This window comes from Aquincola tertiaricarbonis (assembly GCF_023573145.1).
GTDB classification, from domain to species: Bacteria; Pseudomonadota; Gammaproteobacteria; order Burkholderiales; family Burkholderiaceae_C; genus Aquincola; species Aquincola tertiaricarbonis_B.
In genome coordinates this window covers 2617183-2636506 of record NZ_CP097635.1, presented here as the reverse complement: position 1 = coordinate 2636506, position 19324 = coordinate 2617183, and the positions used below count along the sequence as shown (strand labels likewise).

Below are 19324 nucleotides of genomic sequence, written 5' to 3'. Positions count from 1 at the left end.
ACAGGAGCCCACGATGGCACGCGACCTCACCTTCCAGCCGTTCAGCGGCGTCGGCATCGTCACCATGTACGAGCGCAACGCCGATGGCACGCCCAAGGCCGGCTTCGACCTCGGCGAAGCGCCCGTTTTCAAGCTCACGCAGCAGGCGCCCAACGTCGAAATGAACACCACGCGCAGCGCCGACCGCGGCGTGGCCTTCCGCATGGCGCAGAGCAAGGGCGCCAGCCTGGAGATCCAGCTCAAGACGCTGAACGACTTCAACCTGGAGCTGATCACCTCGGGCGTGTGGACCGAGACCGCTGCGACCGCCGCGGTGGTGGGCTGGTCGGCGCCGGCCGACCTGGTGGTGGGCAACGTCATCAAGCTGCCGGCGCGCAACGTGTCGGCGGTGACCGTGAAGGACAGCACCGGCGGTGGTGCCAAGGTGCTGCCGGCCGCCAGCTACGAGCTCGACGCCGTCGGCGGCACCATCAAGCTGCTGGACATCACCACCGGTGGCCCTTACGTGCAGCCCTTCAAGGCGGACTACACCCCGGGCGCGGTCAAGGTGCTGGGCGGCCTCAAGGCCACCGACAAGGAGTACAACCTGCGCGACCCGGCCACGGTCCGTGCCTTCGAGTCCGAGAACAAGAGCCGGGCCCAGATCGTCAAGAAGTTCGCCGACGAGCGAGCGGCCTACGTGATCGCCAAGGACAAGGAGATCGCCGCGGCCCGCCTGGCGGGTGATGCCGCGACCGAGGCCAAGCTGGCCGAGGAGAAACGTGCGGCGCTGGCGGTGCAGGCCGACGCCGAGAAGGACGCGCTGCGCAAGTTCACGGCCGACGAGACGCTCACCCGCATTGCCCAGGTCAAAGAGCGCTACAGCCGCGAGCTGGCGCTGCTGCAGGACCGCATCGGCCGCGAGGCGCAGCTCAACCAGGAGCAGTTCGAGCTGGGCCTGCGCGACCTGGCCACCTACCTGGCCGAGCGCGGCCAGCTGGAACAGCAGGCCACCGCCAGCGAGCTGCAGCAGTTGCAGACCAAGCTGGCCGAGCAGCGCCGTGTGCTGGCCCTGAACGAGTCGCGCGCCGGCAGCGCCAAGACCGCCAACGAGCAAGAGCAGCTGCGCGAGACCATCCTGCAGCAGCAACAGGACATCCTGCGCACCGAGACCGAGATCGAGAAAAAGAAGCGCGACCAGGTCGACGCGGCGCGCCAGCTGGCCAATGAAGCCGAGCGGTACCGGCGCGAGCTGGCGGCCACCTTGCGCGGCGTGGAGGAGGAGATCGCGCAGCTCGGCGGTACCGAGACCGCCCAGCAGATCGAAGCGCGTGTGACGGCCGCGTTGCTGCCCACGCTGGAGCGCGTCAAGCAGCTGGGCGGCGATGCCTCGCGCGTGTTCCTGCTCATCGACATGAAGGTGCAGCAGGAGCAGTTCCGCCAGGCCGAGCGTGCCTACGCTGATCACATCGAGCGCCTGCAGCTGCTGGAGCGCGGCCTGGATGACCAGGTGCAGATGGGCGCGCTGACCACCGTCGAAGCCGAGGCGCAGAAGTTCGAGGCCCGCGCGCGTGCTCTCCCGCAGCTGCGCGAGATGCTGTCGATCCTCAACGCCACTGCGCAGACCGAGGGCGACCGTAATCGCATCACCCAGATCACGCAGGACCTTGACCGCCTAGCCGACCGATCGACCGAGCTGGAGCGAACCATGCGCAGCTCCATCGGCACCGGCATCGGCCAGGCGCTGACCGACGTGCAGCTGCGCAGCAAGACGGCTGGCGAGGCCATCAAGGGCTTCTTCAGCGACATCGCGCGCAGCGCGCTCAACGTCGTCAACCAGCGCCTGGGCGAGCAGATCGCCAACACCCTGTTTCCCAAGGCAGGCTCGGGCGATGGGTTCATGGGCTACGTGCAGCAGCTGTTCTCCAAGCTGGGCAGCTGGGTGACGGAGCTGTTCAGCAGCTTGGGCAGCGGTGGCGGCGGCGGTGGTGGCAACTTTCTCAGCACGGCCGCGACGTGGGTCGCGTCGCTGTTCCACAGCGGCGGCTTGGTGGGCCAGTCATCGGGCATGTCGCGGGCCGTGTCGCCGGCGGCGTGGGCCTACGCGCCGCGGTACCACACCGAGGGCATCGTGGGCCTGAAGCCGCGTGAGCGGGCCATCATCGCCCTCGACGGCGAAGAAGTACTGCGCGAAGACAACCCGCGCCACATCAAGAACTTCGGCCGCACCAGCTCGGTGGGCAACGTCGACATCTCGGTGGCCGTGCAGGTGACCAGCGGCGACCAGGCGCAGGCCAAGGCCAGCGGCGACGCGATGGCGCAGGACCTGGCGCAGATGGTCGATGCACGCATCTCCACCTGGGCGGCGCGTGAGCAGCGGCCCGGCGGCGTGCTGCAGCAGGGAGGCCGCCGATGAGCTATCCGGTGTTCGACTGGGCCGAGAGCCCGGGCGCCCAGCTCAGCGAGCAGCCGCGTGTGCTGGAGAGCAAGTTCGGCGACGGCTACGTGCAGACCGCGCCCGATGGCCTCAACCCCATCAGCCAGCAGTGGCGCCTGCCGTTTCGCGGCGTGAGCCGCGAGGCGGGCGATGCCATCGTGGCCTTCCTGCGCGCCCGCGGCGGCGTCGAGTACTTCCAGTGGACGCCGCTGTGGTCCAGCACGCCCATCCTCGTGATCTGCAGCAGCTGGACCCGCTCGCAAACCGACGTCGTCGGCGAGAGCGACATCGAGGCCACCTTCGTCCAACGCTTCGCACCATGAGCACCATTGCCGCCGAGCTGGCCAAGCTCTCGCCCAGCGCCCGTATCGACCTCTACGTCATCGACCTGACGCCGCTCAACGGCCCGCTGATCCGCCTGCATGCAGGGCTCAACAAGCTGATGCAGCCGGTGGTCTGGCAGGGCGAGCAGTACGTCGGCTTCCCCATCCAGGCCGAGGGCTTCGACGTGCGTGCCGATGGCACGCAGCCGCGGCCCACCATCACCGCGTCCAACCTGTACGGCAGCCTCAATGCCGCCGTGCGTGAGTACAACAAGCTGATCGGTGCCCGCCTCATCCGAAAGCGCACGCGGGCGCGCTTCCTGGATGCAGTCAACTTCGCGGGCGGCGTGAACGCCGACGCCGACCCGACCGCCGCGCTGGCCGATGACGTGTGGGTCTTCGATCGCATCGGCAACCGCGACAAGTTCCGCATCAGCTGGGAGCTGGCCAACCCGTTGGATCAGCCCGGCCGCGTGGTGCCGGCGCGCCAGTGCCGCAACACCGTGTGCACCTGGGAGTACCGCAGTGCCGACTGCGGCTATGCCGGCCTGCCGGTGGCCAAGGCCGATGACACGCCCACCAGCAATCCCACCGAAGACCGCTGCAGCCTGCTGGTCAGCGGCTGCAAGTTGCGCTTCGGCGCCGACGCCTTGTTGCCCATCGGCATCTTCCCCGGCGTCGGCCTGCTCCGAGAGGTCTGACCCATGACGATCACCCTGACCGATGAGCTGCGGGATGCGCTGATCAGCCACGCGGCCGACGAGGCCCCGCGCGAGTGCTGCGGCCTGCTGGTGCGCAGCGCTGACACGCAGCAGCTGCACTACATGCGCTGCGCCAATGTGCACCCCAGCGGTGGCGATGACCGCTTCCGCATCGGTCCCGCGGCCTGGGCCGCGGCCGAGGACCTGGGCGAGGTGGTGGCGGTGGTGCACAGCCACCCCAACGCCAGCGCCAACCCCAGCATGGCCGACCGCGTGGGCTGCGAGCGATCGGGCCTGCCCTGGCTCATCGTGGGCTGGCCCAGCGGCGTGATCAAGGAGGTGGCGCCCGAAGGCTGGTCGGCACCGCTGGTGGGCCGCGAGTTCAGCCACGGCGTGCTCGATTGCTATTCCATCATCCAGGACCACTTCGTGCGCGAGCTGAGCATCCAGCTGCCGGACTTCGATCGCTCCGACGACTGGTGGACGCGCGGCGAAGACCTTTACATGAAGCACTTTGCCGAAGCCGGCTTTGTCGAGGCGCAGGGCGAGCTGCGGCCGCATGACGTGCTGCTGATGCGCATCCGGTCCGAGCAGGCCAACCACGGCGCGGTGTACCTCGGCAACGGGGTGATGCTGCACCACCTGTGGGGCCGGCTGAGCGAGCGCACCGTGTACGGCGGCGCCTGGCAGCGCAACACCATGAAGGTGGTGCGCCACCGGAGCCTCGCATGATCGCGGCGCCGGCACTGCGTGAGGTGCGCCTGTACGGGGCGCTGGGCCGCCAGTTCGGCCGCCTGCACCGCCTGGACGTGCGCACCCCTCAGGAAGCCGCCCGCGCGCTCTGCGCGGTGCTGCCGGGCTTTCGGCGGGCCTTCCTGGGACCCGATGGCCGCAAGGCCTATCACGTCTTCATCGGCCGCGGTGCGAAGCGCGTGGACGTGGCGCCGGATGCCACCGACGAGCTGGTGGGCCGCACCGAGCCCATCCGCATCGTGCCTGTGGTCGAGGGTGCCAAGCGCGGCGGTGTGCTGCAGGTGATCCTGGGCGTCGCGCTCATCGCGCTGACCATCTGGAACCCCCTCGGCCTCTTTGCCGGGCAGTTCGCCGTTTTCGCAGGCGCTGGCGGAGTGGGCGCTGCGATGGTGGTCAGTGGCGTGGCTCAGCTGCTTAGCCCGCAGCGCAAGGGCGGCCGTGGCCAGACCGAGGACGAGAAGAGCTATGGCTTCGACGATGGCCCGCAGAACAGCGCTGACGCCGGCGGGCCGGTACCGGTGATCTACGGCCGCGTGTTCGCAGGCTCCATCGTCGTCTCGGGGGGCATCAGCACTGCGCTGCGCGCGCGTGACAGCGACGGCACCTGGCTGGACCCTGGCGTGCTGCCGACGCCGCAGCCGCTGCCCGCTGAGCAGCCCATCGACCCTGAACCCTACCCGCCCACGAGCAACACCAGCGATGGCCTCTGATCAATCGACCGCGCTCATCCTGCAGGGCGCCAAGGGCGGCGGTGGCGGCAGCGAGGAGAAGGACACCCTGCGGTCGCTGCAGACCGCCCACATCCTGGACCTGATCGGTGAGGGCGAGTGCGGCGGGCTGGTGGCCGGCCTGCGCAGCGTCTACTTCGACGGCGTCCCGGTCATGAACGCCGATGGGTCGCTGAACTTCGAAGACCCTAAGGTCACCGTCAACGTCGGCGCACCTGGTGGCGGCACCAAGGGCGCGCTGGCGCTGGCCGGCTTCGACACGGTGGAGGCCGAGATCGGCGTGGGCGTCGAGGTGACCCAGGCAGCGCCCATCGTGCGCAACGTGCCCGGCGAGGCGGATGCGGTGCGCGTCACGCTCACCGTGCAGCAGCTGCTCAAGCAGGACGATGGCGACATCAAGGGCAGCGAGTTCGAGTTCGCGATCGACGTGCAGAGCAACGGCGGCGGCTGGGTCGAGCGCCACCGCGAGAAGATCGTCGGCAAGACCGTGGTGGCCACGAGCTTTGCGGCCCAGGTCAACCTGCTCGGCGGCAGCCCCTACCAGGTGCGCGTGCGGCGCCTCACCAACGACCCGGACAGCACCTCCAACGCCAATGCATTCACGTGGACCTCGTACACGGTCATCCGGCGTCTGAAGCTCTCCTATCCGCACTCGGCGATGGTGGGCACGGTGCTGAGCGGTCGCCAGTTTCAGCGCATCCCCACGCGCATCTATGACTGGCTGGGCCTGCTCGTGGAGGTGCCGAGCAACTACAACCCCATCACGCGGGCCTACACCGGCGTGTGGGACGGCACCTTCAAGCTGGCCTGGACCGACAACCCCGGCTGGCAGTTCCGCGACCTGGCGCTGACCAAGCGCTACGGCGCCGGCAATGTGCTCAGCGAGGGCATGGCCAACAAGTGGGTGCTCTACGAGATCGCGCAATACTGCGACGGTCTGGTGCCCGACGGCCGCGGTGGCATGGAGCCACGCTTCACCTGCCACCTGGTGCTCAACACCCCCGTCCAGGCCATGCAGGCGCTGCGCGACCTGGCTGCGGTGTTCCGCGCCATCGTGCTGTGGGCCGGCTCGCAGGTGCACGTGGTGCAGGACAGCCCGCGCGACTCGGCGCTGCTGTACACGCCGGCCAAGGTGGTGGATGGCGTTTTCACCTACCAGTCGGTCTCCGACACCACGAGGCACAGCGTTTTCATCGTCTGGTTCAACGACCGCGAGCAGTTCGGCAAGCGGGTGCCCGAGGTGTACGCGCCCGACCACCTGGTCAAGCGCTACGGCGTGCGCGAGGTGCAGCTCAGCCCCATCGGCGTGTGGTCGCGCGGCCAGGCGCAGCGCATCGCGCGCTGGCTGGCCTACACCGAGGAGTATGAGCAGGAGCTGGTGGCATTCACCGTGGGCGCTGAAGGGGCGCTGGTGCTGCCCGGCGAGGTGTTCGAGATCGCCGACCCGTCCGAGGCCGGCGAGCGGCTGGGCGGCCTGGTGCGGTCGGCCACGGCCACCGCGGTGACCCTGGATGCCGAGGTCGACCTGCGTGACGGCGAGACCTACACGCTGCTGGTGCAGTTCCCAACCGCCGATGGCTACCGCATCGAGTCGCGGGCCGTGCCCACGTTCGTCGGCACCACCCAGGTCATCAACGTGGTGCCGGCGTTCAGCGAGGTGCCCACGCCTGAGCTGCCGTGGATCCTCAGCTCCGACCAGGTCGAGCCCACCACCTGGCGCTGCCTGCAGGTGACCGAGGGCCGCGGCGACGACCAGTACTCGGTGCTGGCCGTGTCGCATGACCCGCGCAAGTTCGACGCGGTGGAGCTCGGCGTCAAGCTGGAGCCTAAGCACACCTCGCGGCTCACCGTCACGCCGCTGCCGCCTTTCGACGTGACCATCGTCGAGTCGTACGCGATGGTGGCCAACGTGCCCACCATCCGTGTGACCGTGGGCTGGAAGGCTCGCCAGCCTGGGCAGACCTTCGTGGTCACCTACCGGCACGAGTCGGGCTCGTGGGTGGAGATGACGCCCACCGCGGCGCTGTCGACCGACATCCTGGGCCTAAGCCCCGGCCTGTTGGAGGTGAAGGTGCGGGCCGTCAACAGCTTGGGCTTCGAGTCGGTGCCGACCCTGGCCAGCCAGGTGCTGCAGGGCAAGCAGCGGCCGCCGGCAGACCCCACCGGTGGCGGCTACAGCGTCAGCACCACGGGCATCACGCTGTACTGGGATCAGCCCCCTGATATCGACTACCTCGACACCGAGCTGCGCATGGGCGACAGCTACGAAGACTCGGTGCCGCTGGACACCATCGCCGACACCCGCGTCTCGGGCACCACCTACGCCTGGCTGCGGCCGGCCGCCGGTGAGTACCAGATCTGGGTGCGCCACCGCGACAGCAGCGGCAACGAGTCGGTCAACCCGCTGCTGATCCCGGTGACGGTGGGCTTCGAAGAGCTGCTGGCCTGGGGGCAGATCCAGGGGCGGCCGATGCTGTTCAGGTGCGTGTCGCGGGGGTTCAGCGACACCGGAAGTTCACTGGCGGCCGGCATCTACAACGGCGAGACGGGCGAGCTGCTGGTGGGTGCCCAGCGAAGCTATCTGTTCGTTCGCCTGAACCGCCAAGCCACCAGCCCGTCGCAGGCCATCTCTTTCATCGGCCACTATGACGTGTTCGATCCGGCCGACAACTCCTGGCCCCACCCCGGGCAAGGCCGCGGCGCGGCGCAGCTGGCGGCAGACATCATGGCCACGCCAGTGGGTACGCCGGTGGCAGTGATGACCTGGGACGAGCCGCAGCGCAACCGCCTGTCGGGCGGCTTGCCCAACGCGCTTTACTGGTGTGGTGCGAACCGCACGGTGTTCGAGAAGCTGGATTTCAAATCCAGGTCAGCCTACCTGCTGTTGGGCACCGCCGGCATCGGTGAAGGCGCCGGCTGGGACAGCTACTCAGGCACAGTCGACGACGACACCCGTGCCTGGCTGGACATCAGCTTCCAGCTGGTCAGCGGCCAAGTCCTGATGAGCGGCAACAAGAGCTCGCCCAACAGCCTGCGCGACTTTCACTACGTGGGCGACCTCAACGCCAATAGCAGCCTGCGCCTGGTGGCTCGCGGCACCGCCCGCATCAGTGGCAGTGTCGCCAGCAAAGTGCCGGGTACAGGTCAGGAGTGGGACGGTGACGTGTACTCGCCGGATGGCTATGTCGGTGGCGCTTTTGCTGGCGCAACACCTCGGGCCGCCAACGCCGGCATCATGTTCGGCCTCAACCGAGACCCTGAGAGCAGCACCAGCTACCTGACCATCGACGCGGCCATCTATTGCCGTTCGGATGGCCTGCTGGAGATCTACGAATCGGCCTATTCGCAGGGGGTCTTCGGACCCTATGCCCCCGGCGACCGCCTGCTGGTGTGGTACGACGGGGTGACCCTGCGCTACAGCCGCAACGGCGTCATCTTGCGGCAGCTGATGTGGCTCACAACGGATGCGCTGCACTTCGATAGCTCCTTTGCCACCGCCGGCGGCGAGCTGGCCGACATTCACTACGGCCCGATGAGCAGTACCGCCCAGGCGCAGGCCGCGGCCGATGCGGCAGCCTCGGCGGCCTCGACGGCCCAGACCAACGCCTCTAGCGCGCTGGCCTACATCAACAACATTTCCAGCGACAACGTGCTCAGCAGACTCGAAAAGTCGCGGGCGGTGCAGGACTGGAACGTGCTGGCCACTGAACAGCCCGGCATCCTAGGGCAGGCCGACAACTACGCGGTGACGACCGAAAGGAACAACTACACCTCAGCGGTGGGCGCCCTGGCCAGTTATCTGGTTTCGCTGTACCCGGCGTGGGGCGACCTCAACCAGGACACGCCGATCAACGGCGCGGAGTGGCGCGGCTTCTGGTTCAACGCTTACACCGCCAGGCAGTCCGTCCTGGACCGCATCGCAGCCAACGCCAAATCCCGCCTGGGCGCTCTGGCCACCATCAATGCAGTCAACACCGACGAGATCATCGACGCGGCAGTCGTGGAGAGCTATGACAACTACGACGAGATCGGCTATGGCATCTCGACCAACACCTGAGGGCCGAGCTCATGGGATTTCCTAGCGGCTACTTTGTTTCCAGCAGATCCGGGCGGCTGCAGGTGACGTTCTCCGGCAAGTGGAGCGTCTCCAACTCCGATCCGGTGGCCAACAACGGCACGTGGCAGCTCGCACTGCGCTGCCTCGTCGGCGAGGGTTCGGATCGCCTGACCGCCACCATGAATCTCACCAACAACACCGCTGTGCTGGAGCGCGACTACCCGGGCGGCAACGTGCCCGTTTTCGTCGGCATCGAACTGCTCGGCTACACGCTGGGCGGCGCCGGCTCGATCTCCGCGCGCAAGCTGCGCGTTCGGTGCCGCCTCTACAAGAAGTGACATGAGCACCTACTGGCAGTTCCGGCTCGTCGACGGCGTCTTCACCGGCGCCGCCTTCGGCTTTGACCCCGAGCCCGACGCTGAGCGCATCGATCGTGAGCGGCACTTCGGCTGCGGCCTGTGGAGGGGCGAGGTGGATCCGCAGCGCCAGCGCGTCGACGTGGCCGGCACCGGCGAGCTGGTGGATTGGCAGCGCCCGGCGCCGGCCGCGACGCCGTGGGTGACCTGGTCATGGGATGAGGCGACGCGCGACTACCTGCCCGTGAAGACATTGCTGGCGCTTCAGCTGGAGCGCGCTCAGGAGGTTGAGCAGCTGCTGGCGTCGCTGGACCTGCGCGTGCCGCGCCTGGCCGGCGAGATCACCGAGGCCATCGCGCTGGGCCAGCCGATCCCCACCGAATCGCGTGACCGCCTGGTGGCCCTGAACGAGCTCAAGGCCGAGCTGCGCGCCGCGCGCCAGGCCATGCTGGCCACCGATAGCGCCGAGGCGCTGCAGGCCGTCGTGGTGCCTTCCATCCCGGCGTCCTGGTAGGTAAGAACAGGGCGGCCCACGCCGGCGTTGCAGCGCCACCGTGAGCCACCTTCCCGCAGTCTGTACCTGCGATCTGGCCAAGGCCCTGCCACCTCCCGGGAGGCGGGGCGAGTTTCTCATTTGGAAAGGTCGTTTCCGTATGGCAAGCCCCATCATCCCCTGGCTGGGTGGTAAGCGACGCATCGCTGACACCCTGCTGAGCCGCTTCCCGCCCCACGAGTGCTACGTCGAGGTCTTCGCGGGCGGCGCTGCGCTGTACTTCCTGCGCCACCCGGCGCCGGTCGAGGTCATCAACGACGTCAATGGCGACCTGGTCACCCTGTATCGCGTCGTGCAGAACCACCTCGAGGAGTTCGTGCGCCAGTTCAAGTGGGCGCTCAGCAGCCGCGAAGTGTTCAAGTGGCTGCAGGACACCCCGCCGCACACGCTGACGGACATCCAGCGGGCCGCGCGCTTCTACTACCTTCAGCACCAGGCGTTCGGTGGCAAGGTCGACGGCCAGACCTGGGGCACCGCCACCACCGCGCCGCCGGTCAACCTCCTGCGCATCGAGGAAAGCCTCAGCGCGGCCCATCTGCGGCTCTCAGGGGCCTACATCGAGCGCCTGGACTGGGCGACGTGCATTGACAAGTACGACCGGCCCCACAGCCTCTTCTACTGCGATCCGCCGTATTGGGAGACCGAGGGCTATGGCGTGCCGTTCGAGTGGGAGCAGTACGAGCGCCTGGCGGCCAGGCTGGCCACGCTGAAGGGCAAGGCCATCGTGTCACTCAACGACCACCCCGACATCCGGCGGTGCTTCGCGGCCTTCCAGACGGAGACGCTGAGAATCGACTACACGGTGGGCGGGGGCGCCAAGGCCGCCACCAGGAACGAGCTGATCATCTACAGCTGGGACCGCGAGGCAGAGCCGGCCGGCTTGTTCTAGAGTCTGGCTTTCTGAGGGCGCAATTTCGTTTCCATCCCGGAAACACTCAGCGCCTACCGTTTATCGCACCGCCGAGGCCCGATTTTTCGCGCGCGGCATCAGACGGCGGCACCGAAGCACGCGGCTCGGGCGGGCGCGCGCCCGCAGCTGCCGGCCGAGCCCGCGGGCGGCGCAGCAGGGCCCGGGCCGTGAGGCCCAGGCCGCCGGCCAGCAGGGCCAGCGCCGCGCCCAGCCAGGGCAGCACCGCTTCGTGCCACTCCACCTGGCCGCGCAGGTGCTTGACCTGTTCCAGCAGCTGGGCGGTCTGCGCCTGGCGGCCAGCCTCGGCGCTGCGCAGCTGCGCCAGTGTCTGCGCCAGCTCTTCGAGCCGCGCCTCGGGCGTGGAGGCCGCCAGGGTCGGCAAGCCGGCGGCCGGTGACAGGCCCTGGGCCGGCGCCGACGCCGGCTGCGCGCCGGCCGACGCCAGGGTCAGCACCATGGCAGCCGCCGCAGTGGCGCGCAGGCCCAGGTGCCAGGCAGGCGCCCAGGAACGGCGACGAACAGCAGCATCGCTCATGCGTCGGGTGGCGTTGGAAACGGCGGCGTGGGGGTAACGAATCACTCTAGCATGCGGTCCCGCGGTCGCCCGGGGGGCGACAAGACCGCGTGACACAATGACTTGCAGCCCTTATCGGCCTGTCAGGGCCTGTCTTGACGATGTCTTCCGAACTGCTGACCGAACGCCGCGAGCACACGCTGCTGCTCACCCTGAAGGACCCGGCCACACGCAACCGCCTGTCGGCCCAGGCCTGCGCGGCGGGCATCGAGGCCATCAACAACGCGGCCGATGCACCCGACGTGCACTGCATCGTGCTGCACGGCGACGGCGCCCACTTCTGCGCCGGTGCCGACCTGCATGCCGCCGGCCACGACGAACCGGGTCCCGGCGGCTTCCAGGCCGCCTTCGACGGCCTGCTGGACGTGATGCGCAGCAGCCCCAAGCCCATCATCGCTGCGGTCGAAGGCCATGCGGTGGACGCCGGCTTCGTGCTGGCGCTGGCCTGCGACGTGGTGATCGCGGCGGATGACGCCTGCTTCTCGTGGACGCAGCCCGAAGCTGCCGCCGCGCTGAGCCTGCAGCTGCCGCGTCCGCTGGCGATGCAGCTGCTGTGGCTGACCGAGGCCTTGAGCGCCCAGCGCCTGCACGGCATGGGCCTGGCCAACGAGGTGGTACCGCCCGGCGAGGCCGTGGCCCAGGCGCTGCGCTGGGGCCACAAGCTGGGCAACGTGCCCGCCGAGCGCATCGCCGCGGCCAAGGAGTGGTACCTGGCGGCGGCGCAGCGGCGCGTGGGCTGACGGCGCCCCCGGCCCCGCGGCTTCAGCGGTCGAAGCCGGGCATCTGCCGTTCCAGCCGGCGCAGCAGGCCGGGCCAGGCCAGCGCGCCCGGGCCCATGCCCTTGGTGATCTGGCGTGACTGCTCACGCGCGGTGGCGATGATGTCGGGCGAGACGTGGATCAGCTCACCGCCGCCGGCCTGCGCCCGGACCTGGATGGTGCACACCGACTCGAAAAGGTACATCGACAGGAAGGCATCGGCCACGGTGCGGCCGACGGTCAGCAGGCCGTGGTTGCGCAGCATCAGGAAGGTGTTGCGGCCCAGGTCGCGCACCAGCCGCGGCTTCTCGTCCTCGTTCAGCGCCACGCCTTCATAGTCGTGGTAGCCCAGCGAGTTCATCACGAAGATGGACTGCTGCGACAGCGGCAGCACGCCGCCCTTCTGCGCCGACACCGCAATGCCGTTGAGCGAGTGCACATGCAGCACACAGGCCGCGTCGTGCCGCTCGGCATGGATGGCGCTGTGGATGGTGAAGCCCGCCGGGTTGACCGGGAAGGGCGAGACTTCCAGCTTCTCGCCGGCCAGGTTCACCTTGATCAGGCTGCTGGCGGTGATCTCCTCGAACATCAGCCCATAGGGGTTGATCAGGAACTGGTCTTCGGTGCCCGGCACGCGGGCGCTGATGTGGGTGAACACCAGGTCGTCCCATTTGAACAGGGCCACCAGCCGGTAGGCCGCGGCCAGATCCACACGCGCCTGCCATTCGGCTTCGCTGACGGTGCCGCGCAGGCTCGGGATCTCGATGGGGGCCATGGTCATGTCTCCGGACAATTAGAAACTTCAGTATGTGGACAATACCCAGCGTGCGGCGATGATTGCTGTCGCCTCAGGGACATGCCATGAACAGCCCGATTTTCACCCCCGCCCTCACCCCCGCCGAACGACAGAACATCGACCAAGGGTCGTGGTTTTCCCGGCTGTCGCTGCCATTGCGGCAGGCCATCCTGGCGCGCGCCAACGTGCGCCGCTATGCCGATGGCGCGCTGCTGTCCACCCGCGGCCAGCCCGCCGACGACTGGTGCGGCGTGGCAGCCGGCGCCGTGCGCGTCAGCTCCGTATCGCTCTCGGGCAAGCAGATCACGCTCACCTACGTGGAGCCCGGCACCTGGTTCGGCGACATCGCCCTCTTCGATGGCCTGGGCCGCACCCACGATGCCAACGCCCACGGCCCCACCACCGTGCTGCAGGTGCGCAAGCCCGATTTCCGCGAGCTGCTGAGCCAGCACGTGGAGCTGTACGACGCGCTGCTGCGCCTGAACTGCCGCCGCCTGCGGCTGATGTTCGACCAGATCGAGGACCTGAACACCCGCCCGCTGGCCGCGCGGCTGGCCAAGCAGATCCTGCTGCTGGCCAAGAGCTACGGCATCGAGCAGGGAGAGGAGATCCGCATCAGCCTGCAGCTGGCGCAGGAAGACCTGGCTCAGCTGCTGGGCGCCTCGCGCCAGCGGGTGAACCAGGAGCTCAAGGGCTTCGAGCGCGAAGGCGCGGTGCGGGTGGAGCCCACGCGGCTGGTGGTGCTGTCACGCGAAAAGCTGTTGCAGCTGTCCGACCGCTGAGGCCCCTGCCCGCCCGCCCCGCAGAACACACCACAAGGAGACCCCCCGCATGCAAGCCTTCACCGGCACCAAAGCCGTCAGCGAGCGCCATGCCTTCGACACGGATGCGCTGCAGCAGTACCTGGCGCAGCACCTGCCCGCGCTGCAGGGCCCCATCACGGTGGAGCAGTTCAAGGGCGGGCAGTCCAACCCTACCTACAAGCTGGTGACGCCCACGGCCAGCTACGTGATGCGCAGCAAGCCGGGCCCGGTGGCCAGGTTGCTGCCCTCGGCCCATGCGATCGAGCGCGAATACCGCGTGATGCGGGCACTGGCCGACACTGCCGTGCCGGTGCCTCGCATGCACCTGCTGTGCGAGGACGAATCGGTGATCGGCCGCGCCTTCTACCTGATGGACTTCGTGCCCGGCCGGGTGCTGTGGGACCAGTCGCTGCCCGGCATGCAGCCGGCCGAACGCGCCGCCCACTACGACGAGTTGAACCGCGTGATCGCGGCGCTGCATGCGGTGGACGTGCGTGCGGCCGGCCTGGAAAGCTATGGCAAGCCCGGCAACTACTTCGAGCGCCAGATCGGCCGCTGGAGCCGGCAGTACCAGGCCTCCATCACCCAGCCGATCCCGGCCATGGACCAGCTGATCGAGTGGCTGCCGGCCCACATCCCCCCGGGTGCGCGCGACGAGGCCGAGGTGGCCGTGGTGCACGGCGACTACCGGCTGGACAACGTGATCTTCCACCCCACCGAGCCGCGCATCCTGGCGGTGCTGGACTGGGAGCTGAGCACGCTGGGCCACCCGCTGGCCGACTTCAGCTACCACATGATGAGCTGGCACATCCCGCACACCGTGGGCCGCGGCATCGAGGGGCTGGACCTGGCGGCGCTGGGCATCCCCGACGAAGACGCCTACCTGCGCCGCTACGGCGAGCGCACCGGCCGCAGCGACCTGCAGGCCTTGCGCGCCGACTGGAACTTCTACCTGGCCTACAACCTGTTCCGCATCGCGGCCATCCTGCAAGGCATCGCCAAGCGGGTGGAGGACGGCACCGCCGCCAGCGACGAGGCCCGGCTGCAGGCCATGGCCGCCCGGCCGCTGGCCGAGATCGGCTGGCGCTTTGCGCAGCAGGCCGGCGCCGTGGGTTGAGTCAGGCGCCGCGACCGGCGTCGCCCAGGCCAGAATCGGCCGGCGCCCCGCCGCTGTTGAACAGGCTGGGCTGGGTGCTGGCGTGGGCCGAGGTGGTCCACAGCTCCACCGCGCGCCGGCCTTCGCGCAGCGCAGTTTCGAACAGGCCCACGATGGCGCGCAGCCGGGTGGCATCGGGCTCGGGCATGCGGGTGCGCAGCGTCAGGCGGCCACGCAGCGCGATCAGCAGCAGCGGATCGTCGGCTGCCAGCCACTGGCCGCGCGCTTCCAGCAGCCGCGACGACAGCGGGCCCACCAGCCACTGCTCGATGGCGCCGGTGCTGTTGGCCACCGTGCCGAAGGCTTCCTTCAGCAGCTTGGAATCGATCTGCGGTGCCTTGGGGTACAGCACCAGCCAGCGCATTTCCTCGGGCGTCTCGGTGTCGATGCGGGTCTGCAGGCCTTCGGTGAACTGCTCGAACACCTGCTTTTCCAGCGACTCCATCAGCTGACGCGAGACGATCATCATCTGCAGGTCCTGCCCGCCCTTGAGGTCGCCGCGCAGCCGCAGTTCCTGGCCCGGCAGATAGCCGCGCTGCGAAGGACCCCACTCCAGCCGCCAGCCCTGGGCCGGCACACCCGATTCGATGACGAAGCCGCTGCCGTCGCGCGAGCGCTTGAAGGCGTGGCCGGCCGAATCGGCCCAGCTGGCGACGGCGTCCCAGCCGGGTGGGTTGGAGCCGCCGGACAGCAGGCGCTTCAGGGTCTGGAACATGGGGATCTGGTCACGAGGAACGCCGCAACCGGCGGTGTGTTCTAGAGTCGCGGCACCCTGGAACGAGGAGACTTGCGGATGATCGAAGTGTATTCGTGGCCCACGCCCAACGGCCACAAGGTCCACATCATGCTGGAAGAGTGCGGCCTGCCCTACCGCGCGCACCCGATCGACATCGGGGCGGGCGACCAGTTCCAGCCCGACTTCCTGGCCATCAGCCCCAACAACAAGATACCGGCCATCACCGACCCGGACGGGCCGGACGGCCAGCCATACTCACTTTTCGAATCCGGCGCCATCCTGCTGTACCTGGCCGGCAAGACCGGTCGCTTTCTGCCGGAAGACACCCGCGGCCGGTACGACGTGCTGCAGTGGCTGATGTTCCAGATGGGCGGCGTCGGTCCGATGCTGGGCCAGGCCCACCACTTCCGCATCTATGCGCCGGAGAAGATCGGCTACGCCATCGACCGCTACACCAACGAGGCCAAGCGACTGTACGGCGTGATGGACAAGCGCCTGGCCAAGAGCACCTACCTGGCCGGCCCGCAGTACACCATCGCCGACATGGCCGTGTTCCCGTGGCTGCGCAGCTGGAAAAACCAGGGCATCGACTGGAACGACTACCCGCACCTCAAGGGCTGGTTCGACGAGATCGCCGCCCGGCCCGCGGTGCAGCGCGGCGTGGAGGTGCTGGCCGACCGCCGCAAGCCGCTGATGGACGACAAGGCCCGCCAGATGCTGTTCGGCAACGAGCAGTACAAGAGCCGGGGCTGACGCGCCCGGCCGTGCGGCCCGGCCCAGGGCGCGCCGTTTGCCCTGGGCTGCCGGACCAAGCCGCACAAGGACAAGACGATGGAAGACTGGAGCCCCCTGCTGGACGCGATCCAATGGCCGGCGATGCTGGCCACGGTGGCCGCCTCGTGGCTGGTCACCTCGTTGAACAAGGGCCGGCGCCACACGGGCTTCTGGCTGTTCCTGCTCAGCAACGCGCTGTGGGTGGTCTGGGGCTTCCACACCCAGGCCTGGGCGCTACTGGTGCTGCAGTTCTGCCTGGCGGCGATGAACATCCGCGGCGCCCGCAAGAACGACACCGCCGACGCCTAGAATCGCGGCCTCGCTGCCCATAGCTCAACTGGATAGAGCACCAGCCTTCTAAGCTGGGGGTTCCAGGTTCGATTCCTGGTGGGCAGGCCATCCGGCAGGCGCCGATGGACACCACGCTTGCACCCACGTCGCTCGGGCTGACGGCCGGCAGCGTGGCGATGGTCGCGCTGCACATTCAGATGGGCCGCGGCACGCTGGTCTACATCGCCACGCCCAGTCACCCAGGCGCAGCAGCCGAGGCACTGCGGCGCCGTGGGGCGGCGCTCAACGCAGGGCCGCTGGCGATCGCCACGACAAAACCGGTCGTGGCGACCACGCGGTCCACCAGTCGACGAAGCCGGCCAGCGGCTGCGGGCGCGAGATGTGGTAGCCCTGCGCTTCGTCGCAACCCACTTCGCGCACTGCGGCCAGCTGTTCGGCCGACTCGATGCCTTCGCACACCGTGCGCATGCCCAACGTCGCCGCCATGGTCGCGATGGTCTGGACGATGGCCCGGGCATCCTTGCGCAGCAGGATCTCGCTGACGAAGGCGCGGTCGATCTTCAGCGTGTCGAACGGGAAGCTCCGCAGGTAGGCCAGCGATGAATAACCGGTGCCGAAGTCGTCCAGCGCCACGCGCACGCCCAGGCTGCGCAGTGCGCGCAGCCGCTCCAGCACGCCGTCGATGTCGCCCATGAAGATGGACTCGGTGATCTCCAGTTCCAGCCGCGCCGGCGGCAGTCCGGTCTCGCGCAGCACGTCCCGCACGCGCGACACATAGTGCTCGTCGCGCAGCTGGTTGGGCGACACGTTGACCGACACCACCAGCCCTTGCAGGGCTCTGACGCCCGCGCGGCAGGCCTCCAGCAGCACCCAATGGCCGATCTCGTCGATCAGCCCGATCTGTTCGGCCGCCACCACGAACTCGCTCGGCGGCACCAGACCCAGCACCGGGTGGGGCCAGCGCAGCAGCGCTTCGGCACCGACGACCTGCCAGCGCACGATGTCGACCTTGGGCTGCCAGTGCAGGACCATCTCACCGCGCGGCAGGGCCTGCCGCAGGCCCTCCTCGATGTCACCTCGGCGGCGGCTGCGGTCCCCCAGCGCCTGCGTGTACGGCACGTAGCAGCCGCGGCCCTGCGCCTTGGCGGCATACAGCGCCATGTCCGCGCGCACCAGCAGCTCATCGACACCGATGGCGCCGGGCGCGCCCAGCGCGCCGCCCACGCTGGCGCCAATGCGCAGCCGGCGCGCCTGCAGGTCGATCGGCCGGGTGAGCGCCTCGATGAGGCGGCCGGCCAGCGCCGCAGCCTCGGCCTCCTGTTCGGTGCCGGGCATCAGCACCGCGAACTCGTCGCCGCCCAGGCGCGCCACCAGATCGCCCGGCCGCATGCACGCCAGCAGCCGCTGCGCGGCCGCGCGCAGCACCTCGTCGCCGGCGCTGTGGCCCAGCATGTCGTTCACGGCCTTGAACTGGTCCAGGTCGAGGAACAGCAGCGCCAGCGGCTGCCGCGCCTTCACCGCATCCGCCAGCGCCTGCCGCAGCGTGTGGCGGTTCGACAGGCCGGTCAGCGAATCGCGGTGCGCCAGCTCCTGCAGCCGCGACTGCGCAGCCAGGCGCTCGCTCACGTCGGACAGCACGCCCCGCCAGCCCTGCGTGCGGCCGTGTTCGTCCACCACCCGCTTGCCCTGCACGGACAGGTGCCGCAGGCCGCCCTCGGGCTGGCGCACGGTGAGCTGCAGGCCCCGAAAGGGGCGACCGGCATCCATCGCCTCCCGCAAGGCCGGCAGGCCCTGCACCACGCGGGTTTCGAGGTGCGCCATCAGCGGGCAGCCGTTGGCGCCGAGCAGCTCACGGCCGAGCAGGTCGGCCAGCCGGGGCGAACAGTGGCTCAGGTTGCCGGCGGCATCGGTCTGCCACAAGGCATCGTCGGCGCCTTGTTCAAAGTCGTCGAGCAGGATGGCCAGCATGCGCCGCTGGCGCTCGGCCTGCGCCTGGGCCCGCAGCACCGCCACATGCTTGCGGGCCGCCGACTGGGCGCCGATGGCCAGCACCGGGCCGTAGAAGCACATCAACAGCTCCACGCCGACCAGCGTGGGATCGGGCGCCTGGTGCAGCGCGCCGAGCGAGGCCACGGTGAGGATGGCGGCCCAGGCCAGGCTGGCCCGGGGCAAGGGGCTGAGCACGAAGGCGCCCGCGGCCAGCATGCCGGCCACCAGCGTGGCCACCAGCAGCTGCTGCCCGGGTTGCGCGGCCGGGAACCACACCAGCGGGGCCACCGCCCACCAGCCGGCCAGCAGCGCGGCATGCGCGGTGGAGCGCCGCATGGCGCGGCAGGACGCCATCTCGCGGGGCTGGCGGCGGCCGCGCCACCAGCCCAGCATCGCCAGCGCCGCGGTGGCCAGCAGCGCGGCAAACCACAGCGCCATGCCGTGGCCGAACGTGGCCTTGAAGCACCACAGCACCAGCAGACCGCAGCCGACGTTGGCCAGCATCATCAGCGGCGTCAGCCGCATCACCTGCCCCAGCAATGCGGCGCGGATGCGGCCGGTCTCCGCGTCCTGGTCCGCGTAGAGCGCGCGGTTGTCTCGTAGCCACTGATGGACGCGCAGGCGGAGGGTCATGGGAAGAAAACCGGACA

18 protein-coding genes and 1 tRNA gene are annotated in these 19324 nt (G+C 69.1%); 15 read left to right on the top strand and 4 right to left on the bottom strand.

Features of this window, described 5'->3' with window-relative positions; genetic code table 11:
• Nucleotides 1–13: 13 nt before the first annotated feature.
• The 9 genes from MW290_RS12040 to MW290_RS12000 all read left to right on the top strand — a co-directional run bounded on the left by MW290_RS12040 (nucleotide 14) and on the right by MW290_RS12000 (nucleotide 10776).
• A complete protein-coding gene (locus MW290_RS12040; RefSeq protein WP_250194889.1) occupies nucleotides 14–2395 on the top strand; it encodes a phage tail tube protein in 2382 nt (793 codons plus the stop codon).
• Nucleotides 2392–2739, top strand: a complete 348-nt coding sequence (locus MW290_RS12035) for a phage tail protein (protein ID WP_250194888.1) — start codon at nucleotides 2392–2394, stop codon at nucleotides 2737–2739. Before MW290_RS12040 ends, MW290_RS12035 begins: the two co-directional genes overlap by 4 nt.
• A complete protein-coding gene (locus MW290_RS12030) occupies nucleotides 2736–3440 on the top strand; it encodes a phage minor tail protein L (protein ID WP_250194887.1) in 705 nt (234 codons plus the stop codon). Before MW290_RS12035 ends, MW290_RS12030 begins: the two co-directional genes overlap by 4 nt.
• Before the next feature lie 3 nt (nucleotides 3441–3443).
• Nucleotides 3444–4172 (top strand): C40 family peptidase, encoded by a 729-nt coding sequence (locus tag MW290_RS12025; protein WP_250194886.1) that lies wholly within the window; start codon nucleotides 3444–3446, stop codon nucleotides 4170–4172.
• On the top strand, nucleotides 4169–4903 hold the full coding sequence (locus MW290_RS12020) for a tail assembly protein (protein ID WP_250194885.1): 735 nt from the start codon (nucleotides 4169–4171) through the stop codon (nucleotides 4901–4903). Before MW290_RS12025 ends, MW290_RS12020 begins: the two co-directional genes overlap by 4 nt.
• Nucleotides 4893–8978 (top strand): TipJ family phage tail tip protein, encoded by a 4086-nt coding sequence (locus MW290_RS12015; protein ID WP_250194884.1) that lies wholly within the window; start codon nucleotides 4893–4895, stop codon nucleotides 8976–8978. Before MW290_RS12020 ends, MW290_RS12015 begins: the two co-directional genes overlap by 11 nt.
• An 11-nt stretch (nucleotides 8979–8989) precedes the next feature.
• Nucleotides 8990–9316 carry a hypothetical protein gene (locus MW290_RS12010; RefSeq protein ID WP_250194883.1) on the top strand — a complete coding sequence of 109 codons (327 nt, stop codon included), beginning with the start codon at nucleotides 8990–8992 and terminating at the stop codon, nucleotides 9314–9316.
• A gap of 1 nt (nucleotide 9317) precedes the next feature.
• Complete coding sequence (locus MW290_RS12005; protein WP_250194882.1) at nucleotides 9318–9848, top strand: hypothetical protein; 531 nt, start codon at nucleotides 9318–9320, stop codon at nucleotides 9846–9848.
• 139 nt (nucleotides 9849–9987) lie between these two features.
• Nucleotides 9988–10776 carry a DNA adenine methylase gene (locus tag MW290_RS12000; RefSeq protein WP_250194881.1) on the top strand — a complete coding sequence of 263 codons (789 nt, stop codon included), beginning with the start codon at nucleotides 9988–9990 and terminating at the stop codon, nucleotides 10774–10776.
• A gap of 46 nt (nucleotides 10777–10822) precedes the next feature.
• Here the strand turns inward: MW290_RS12000 and MW290_RS11995 are convergent, their stop codons facing one another.
• Entirely contained in the window at nucleotides 10823–11332 is a 510-nt protein-coding gene (locus MW290_RS11995) for a hypothetical protein (protein ID WP_250194880.1), read from the bottom strand.
• Between the two features lie 140 nt (nucleotides 11333–11472).
• Between MW290_RS11995 and MW290_RS11990 the strand changes: the two genes are divergently transcribed.
• Nucleotides 11473–12111, top strand: a complete 639-nt coding sequence (locus tag MW290_RS11990; protein WP_250194879.1) for an enoyl-CoA hydratase-related protein — start codon at nucleotides 11473–11475, stop codon at nucleotides 12109–12111.
• 22 nt (nucleotides 12112–12133) lie between these two features.
• On the opposite strand, the gene MW290_RS11985 is transcribed toward MW290_RS11990, so the two are convergent.
• Nucleotides 12134–12910, bottom strand: coding sequence for a class II aldolase/adducin family protein (locus MW290_RS11985; RefSeq protein WP_375142754.1), 777 nt, complete (start codon nucleotides 12908–12910; stop codon nucleotides 12134–12136).
• Between the two features lie 92 nt (nucleotides 12911–13002).
• Here MW290_RS11985 and MW290_RS11980 point away from each other — a divergent pair, with 92 nt between their 5' ends.
• Together MW290_RS11980 and MW290_RS11975 are read left to right on the top strand one after the other, a co-directional pair.
• Complete coding sequence (locus tag MW290_RS11980) at nucleotides 13003–13707, top strand: Crp/Fnr family transcriptional regulator (protein ID WP_250196666.1); 705 nt, start codon at nucleotides 13003–13005, stop codon at nucleotides 13705–13707.
• A 49-nt stretch (nucleotides 13708–13756) separates the two neighbouring features.
• Nucleotides 13757–14845: a phosphotransferase gene (locus MW290_RS11975; protein ID WP_250194878.1), complete on the top strand. Its 1089-nt coding sequence runs from the start codon at nucleotides 13757–13759 to the stop codon at nucleotides 14843–14845.
• Between the two features lies 1 nt (nucleotide 14846).
• On the opposite strand, the gene MW290_RS11970 is transcribed toward MW290_RS11975, so the two are convergent.
• Entirely contained in the window at nucleotides 14847–15599 is a 753-nt protein-coding gene (locus MW290_RS11970) for a hypothetical protein (protein ID WP_250194877.1), read from the bottom strand.
• 78 nt (nucleotides 15600–15677) lie between these two features.
• Here MW290_RS11970 and MW290_RS11965 point away from each other — a divergent pair, with 78 nt between their 5' ends.
• The 3 genes from MW290_RS11965 (at nucleotide 15678) to MW290_RS11955 (ending at nucleotide 16793) form a co-directional block, all read left to right on the top strand.
• Nucleotides 15678–16373, top strand: a complete 696-nt coding sequence (locus tag MW290_RS11965) for a glutathione binding-like protein (RefSeq protein WP_250194876.1) — start codon at nucleotides 15678–15680, stop codon at nucleotides 16371–16373.
• A gap of 78 nt (nucleotides 16374–16451) precedes the next feature.
• Nucleotides 16452–16703, top strand: coding sequence for a hypothetical protein (locus MW290_RS11960; protein WP_250194875.1), 252 nt, complete (start codon nucleotides 16452–16454; stop codon nucleotides 16701–16703).
• A gap of 13 nt (nucleotides 16704–16716) precedes the next feature.
• Nucleotides 16717–16793: transfer RNA gene (locus MW290_RS11955), tRNA-Arg, on the top strand.
• Nucleotides 16794–16967: 174 nt separating this feature from the next.
• Here MW290_RS11955 and MW290_RS11950 read toward each other — a convergent pair.
• Nucleotides 16968–19307, bottom strand: coding sequence for a putative bifunctional diguanylate cyclase/phosphodiesterase (locus MW290_RS11950; protein ID WP_250194874.1), 2340 nt, complete (start codon nucleotides 19305–19307; stop codon nucleotides 16968–16970).
• Between the last annotated feature and the right edge of the window lie 17 nt (nucleotides 19308–19324).

Excerpts from the sequence above, each read along its gene's own strand:
- MW290_RS12040 (WP_250194889.1), top strand. The coding sequence starts at position 14 with ATGGCACGCGACCTCACCTTCCAGCCGTTCAGCGGCGTCGGCATCGTC.
- MW290_RS12035 (WP_250194888.1), top strand. The coding sequence starts at position 2,392 with ATGAGCTATCCGGTGTTCGACTGGGCCGAGAGCCCGGGCGCCCAGCTC.
- MW290_RS12030 (WP_250194887.1), top strand. The coding sequence starts at position 2,736 with ATGAGCACCATTGCCGCCGAGCTGGCCAAGCTCTCGCCCAGCGCCCGT.
- MW290_RS12025 (WP_250194886.1), top strand. The coding sequence starts at position 3,444 with ATGACGATCACCCTGACCGATGAGCTGCGGGATGCGCTGATCAGCCAC.
- MW290_RS12020 (WP_250194885.1), top strand. The coding sequence starts at position 4,169 with ATGATCGCGGCGCCGGCACTGCGTGAGGTGCGCCTGTACGGGGCGCTG.
- MW290_RS12015 (WP_250194884.1), top strand. The coding sequence starts at position 4,893 with ATGGCCTCTGATCAATCGACCGCGCTCATCCTGCAGGGCGCCAAGGGC.
- MW290_RS12010 (WP_250194883.1), top strand. The coding sequence starts at position 8,990 with ATGGGATTTCCTAGCGGCTACTTTGTTTCCAGCAGATCCGGGCGGCTG.
- MW290_RS12005 (WP_250194882.1), top strand. The coding sequence starts at position 9,318 with ATGAGCACCTACTGGCAGTTCCGGCTCGTCGACGGCGTCTTCACCGGC.
- MW290_RS12000 (WP_250194881.1), top strand. The coding sequence starts at position 9,988 with ATGGCAAGCCCCATCATCCCCTGGCTGGGTGGTAAGCGACGCATCGCT.
- MW290_RS11995 (WP_250194880.1), bottom strand. The coding sequence starts at position 11,332 with ATGAGCGATGCTGCTGTTCGTCGCCGTTCCTGGGCGCCTGCCTGGCAC.
- MW290_RS11990 (WP_250194879.1), top strand. The coding sequence starts at position 11,473 with ATGTCTTCCGAACTGCTGACCGAACGCCGCGAGCACACGCTGCTGCTC.
- MW290_RS11985 (WP_375142754.1), bottom strand. The coding sequence starts at position 12,910 with ATGACCATGGCCCCCATCGAGATCCCGAGCCTGCGCGGCACCGTCAGC.
- MW290_RS11975 (WP_250194878.1), top strand. The coding sequence starts at position 13,757 with ATGCAAGCCTTCACCGGCACCAAAGCCGTCAGCGAGCGCCATGCCTTC.
- MW290_RS11970 (WP_250194877.1), bottom strand. The coding sequence starts at position 15,599 with ATGTTCCAGACCCTGAAGCGCCTGCTGTCCGGCGGCTCCAACCCACCC.
- MW290_RS11965 (WP_250194876.1), top strand. The coding sequence starts at position 15,678 with ATGATCGAAGTGTATTCGTGGCCCACGCCCAACGGCCACAAGGTCCAC.
- MW290_RS11960 (WP_250194875.1), top strand. The coding sequence starts at position 16,452 with ATGGAAGACTGGAGCCCCCTGCTGGACGCGATCCAATGGCCGGCGATG.
- MW290_RS11950 (WP_250194874.1), bottom strand. The coding sequence starts at position 19,307 with ATGACCCTCCGCCTGCGCGTCCATCAGTGGCTACGAGACAACCGCGCG.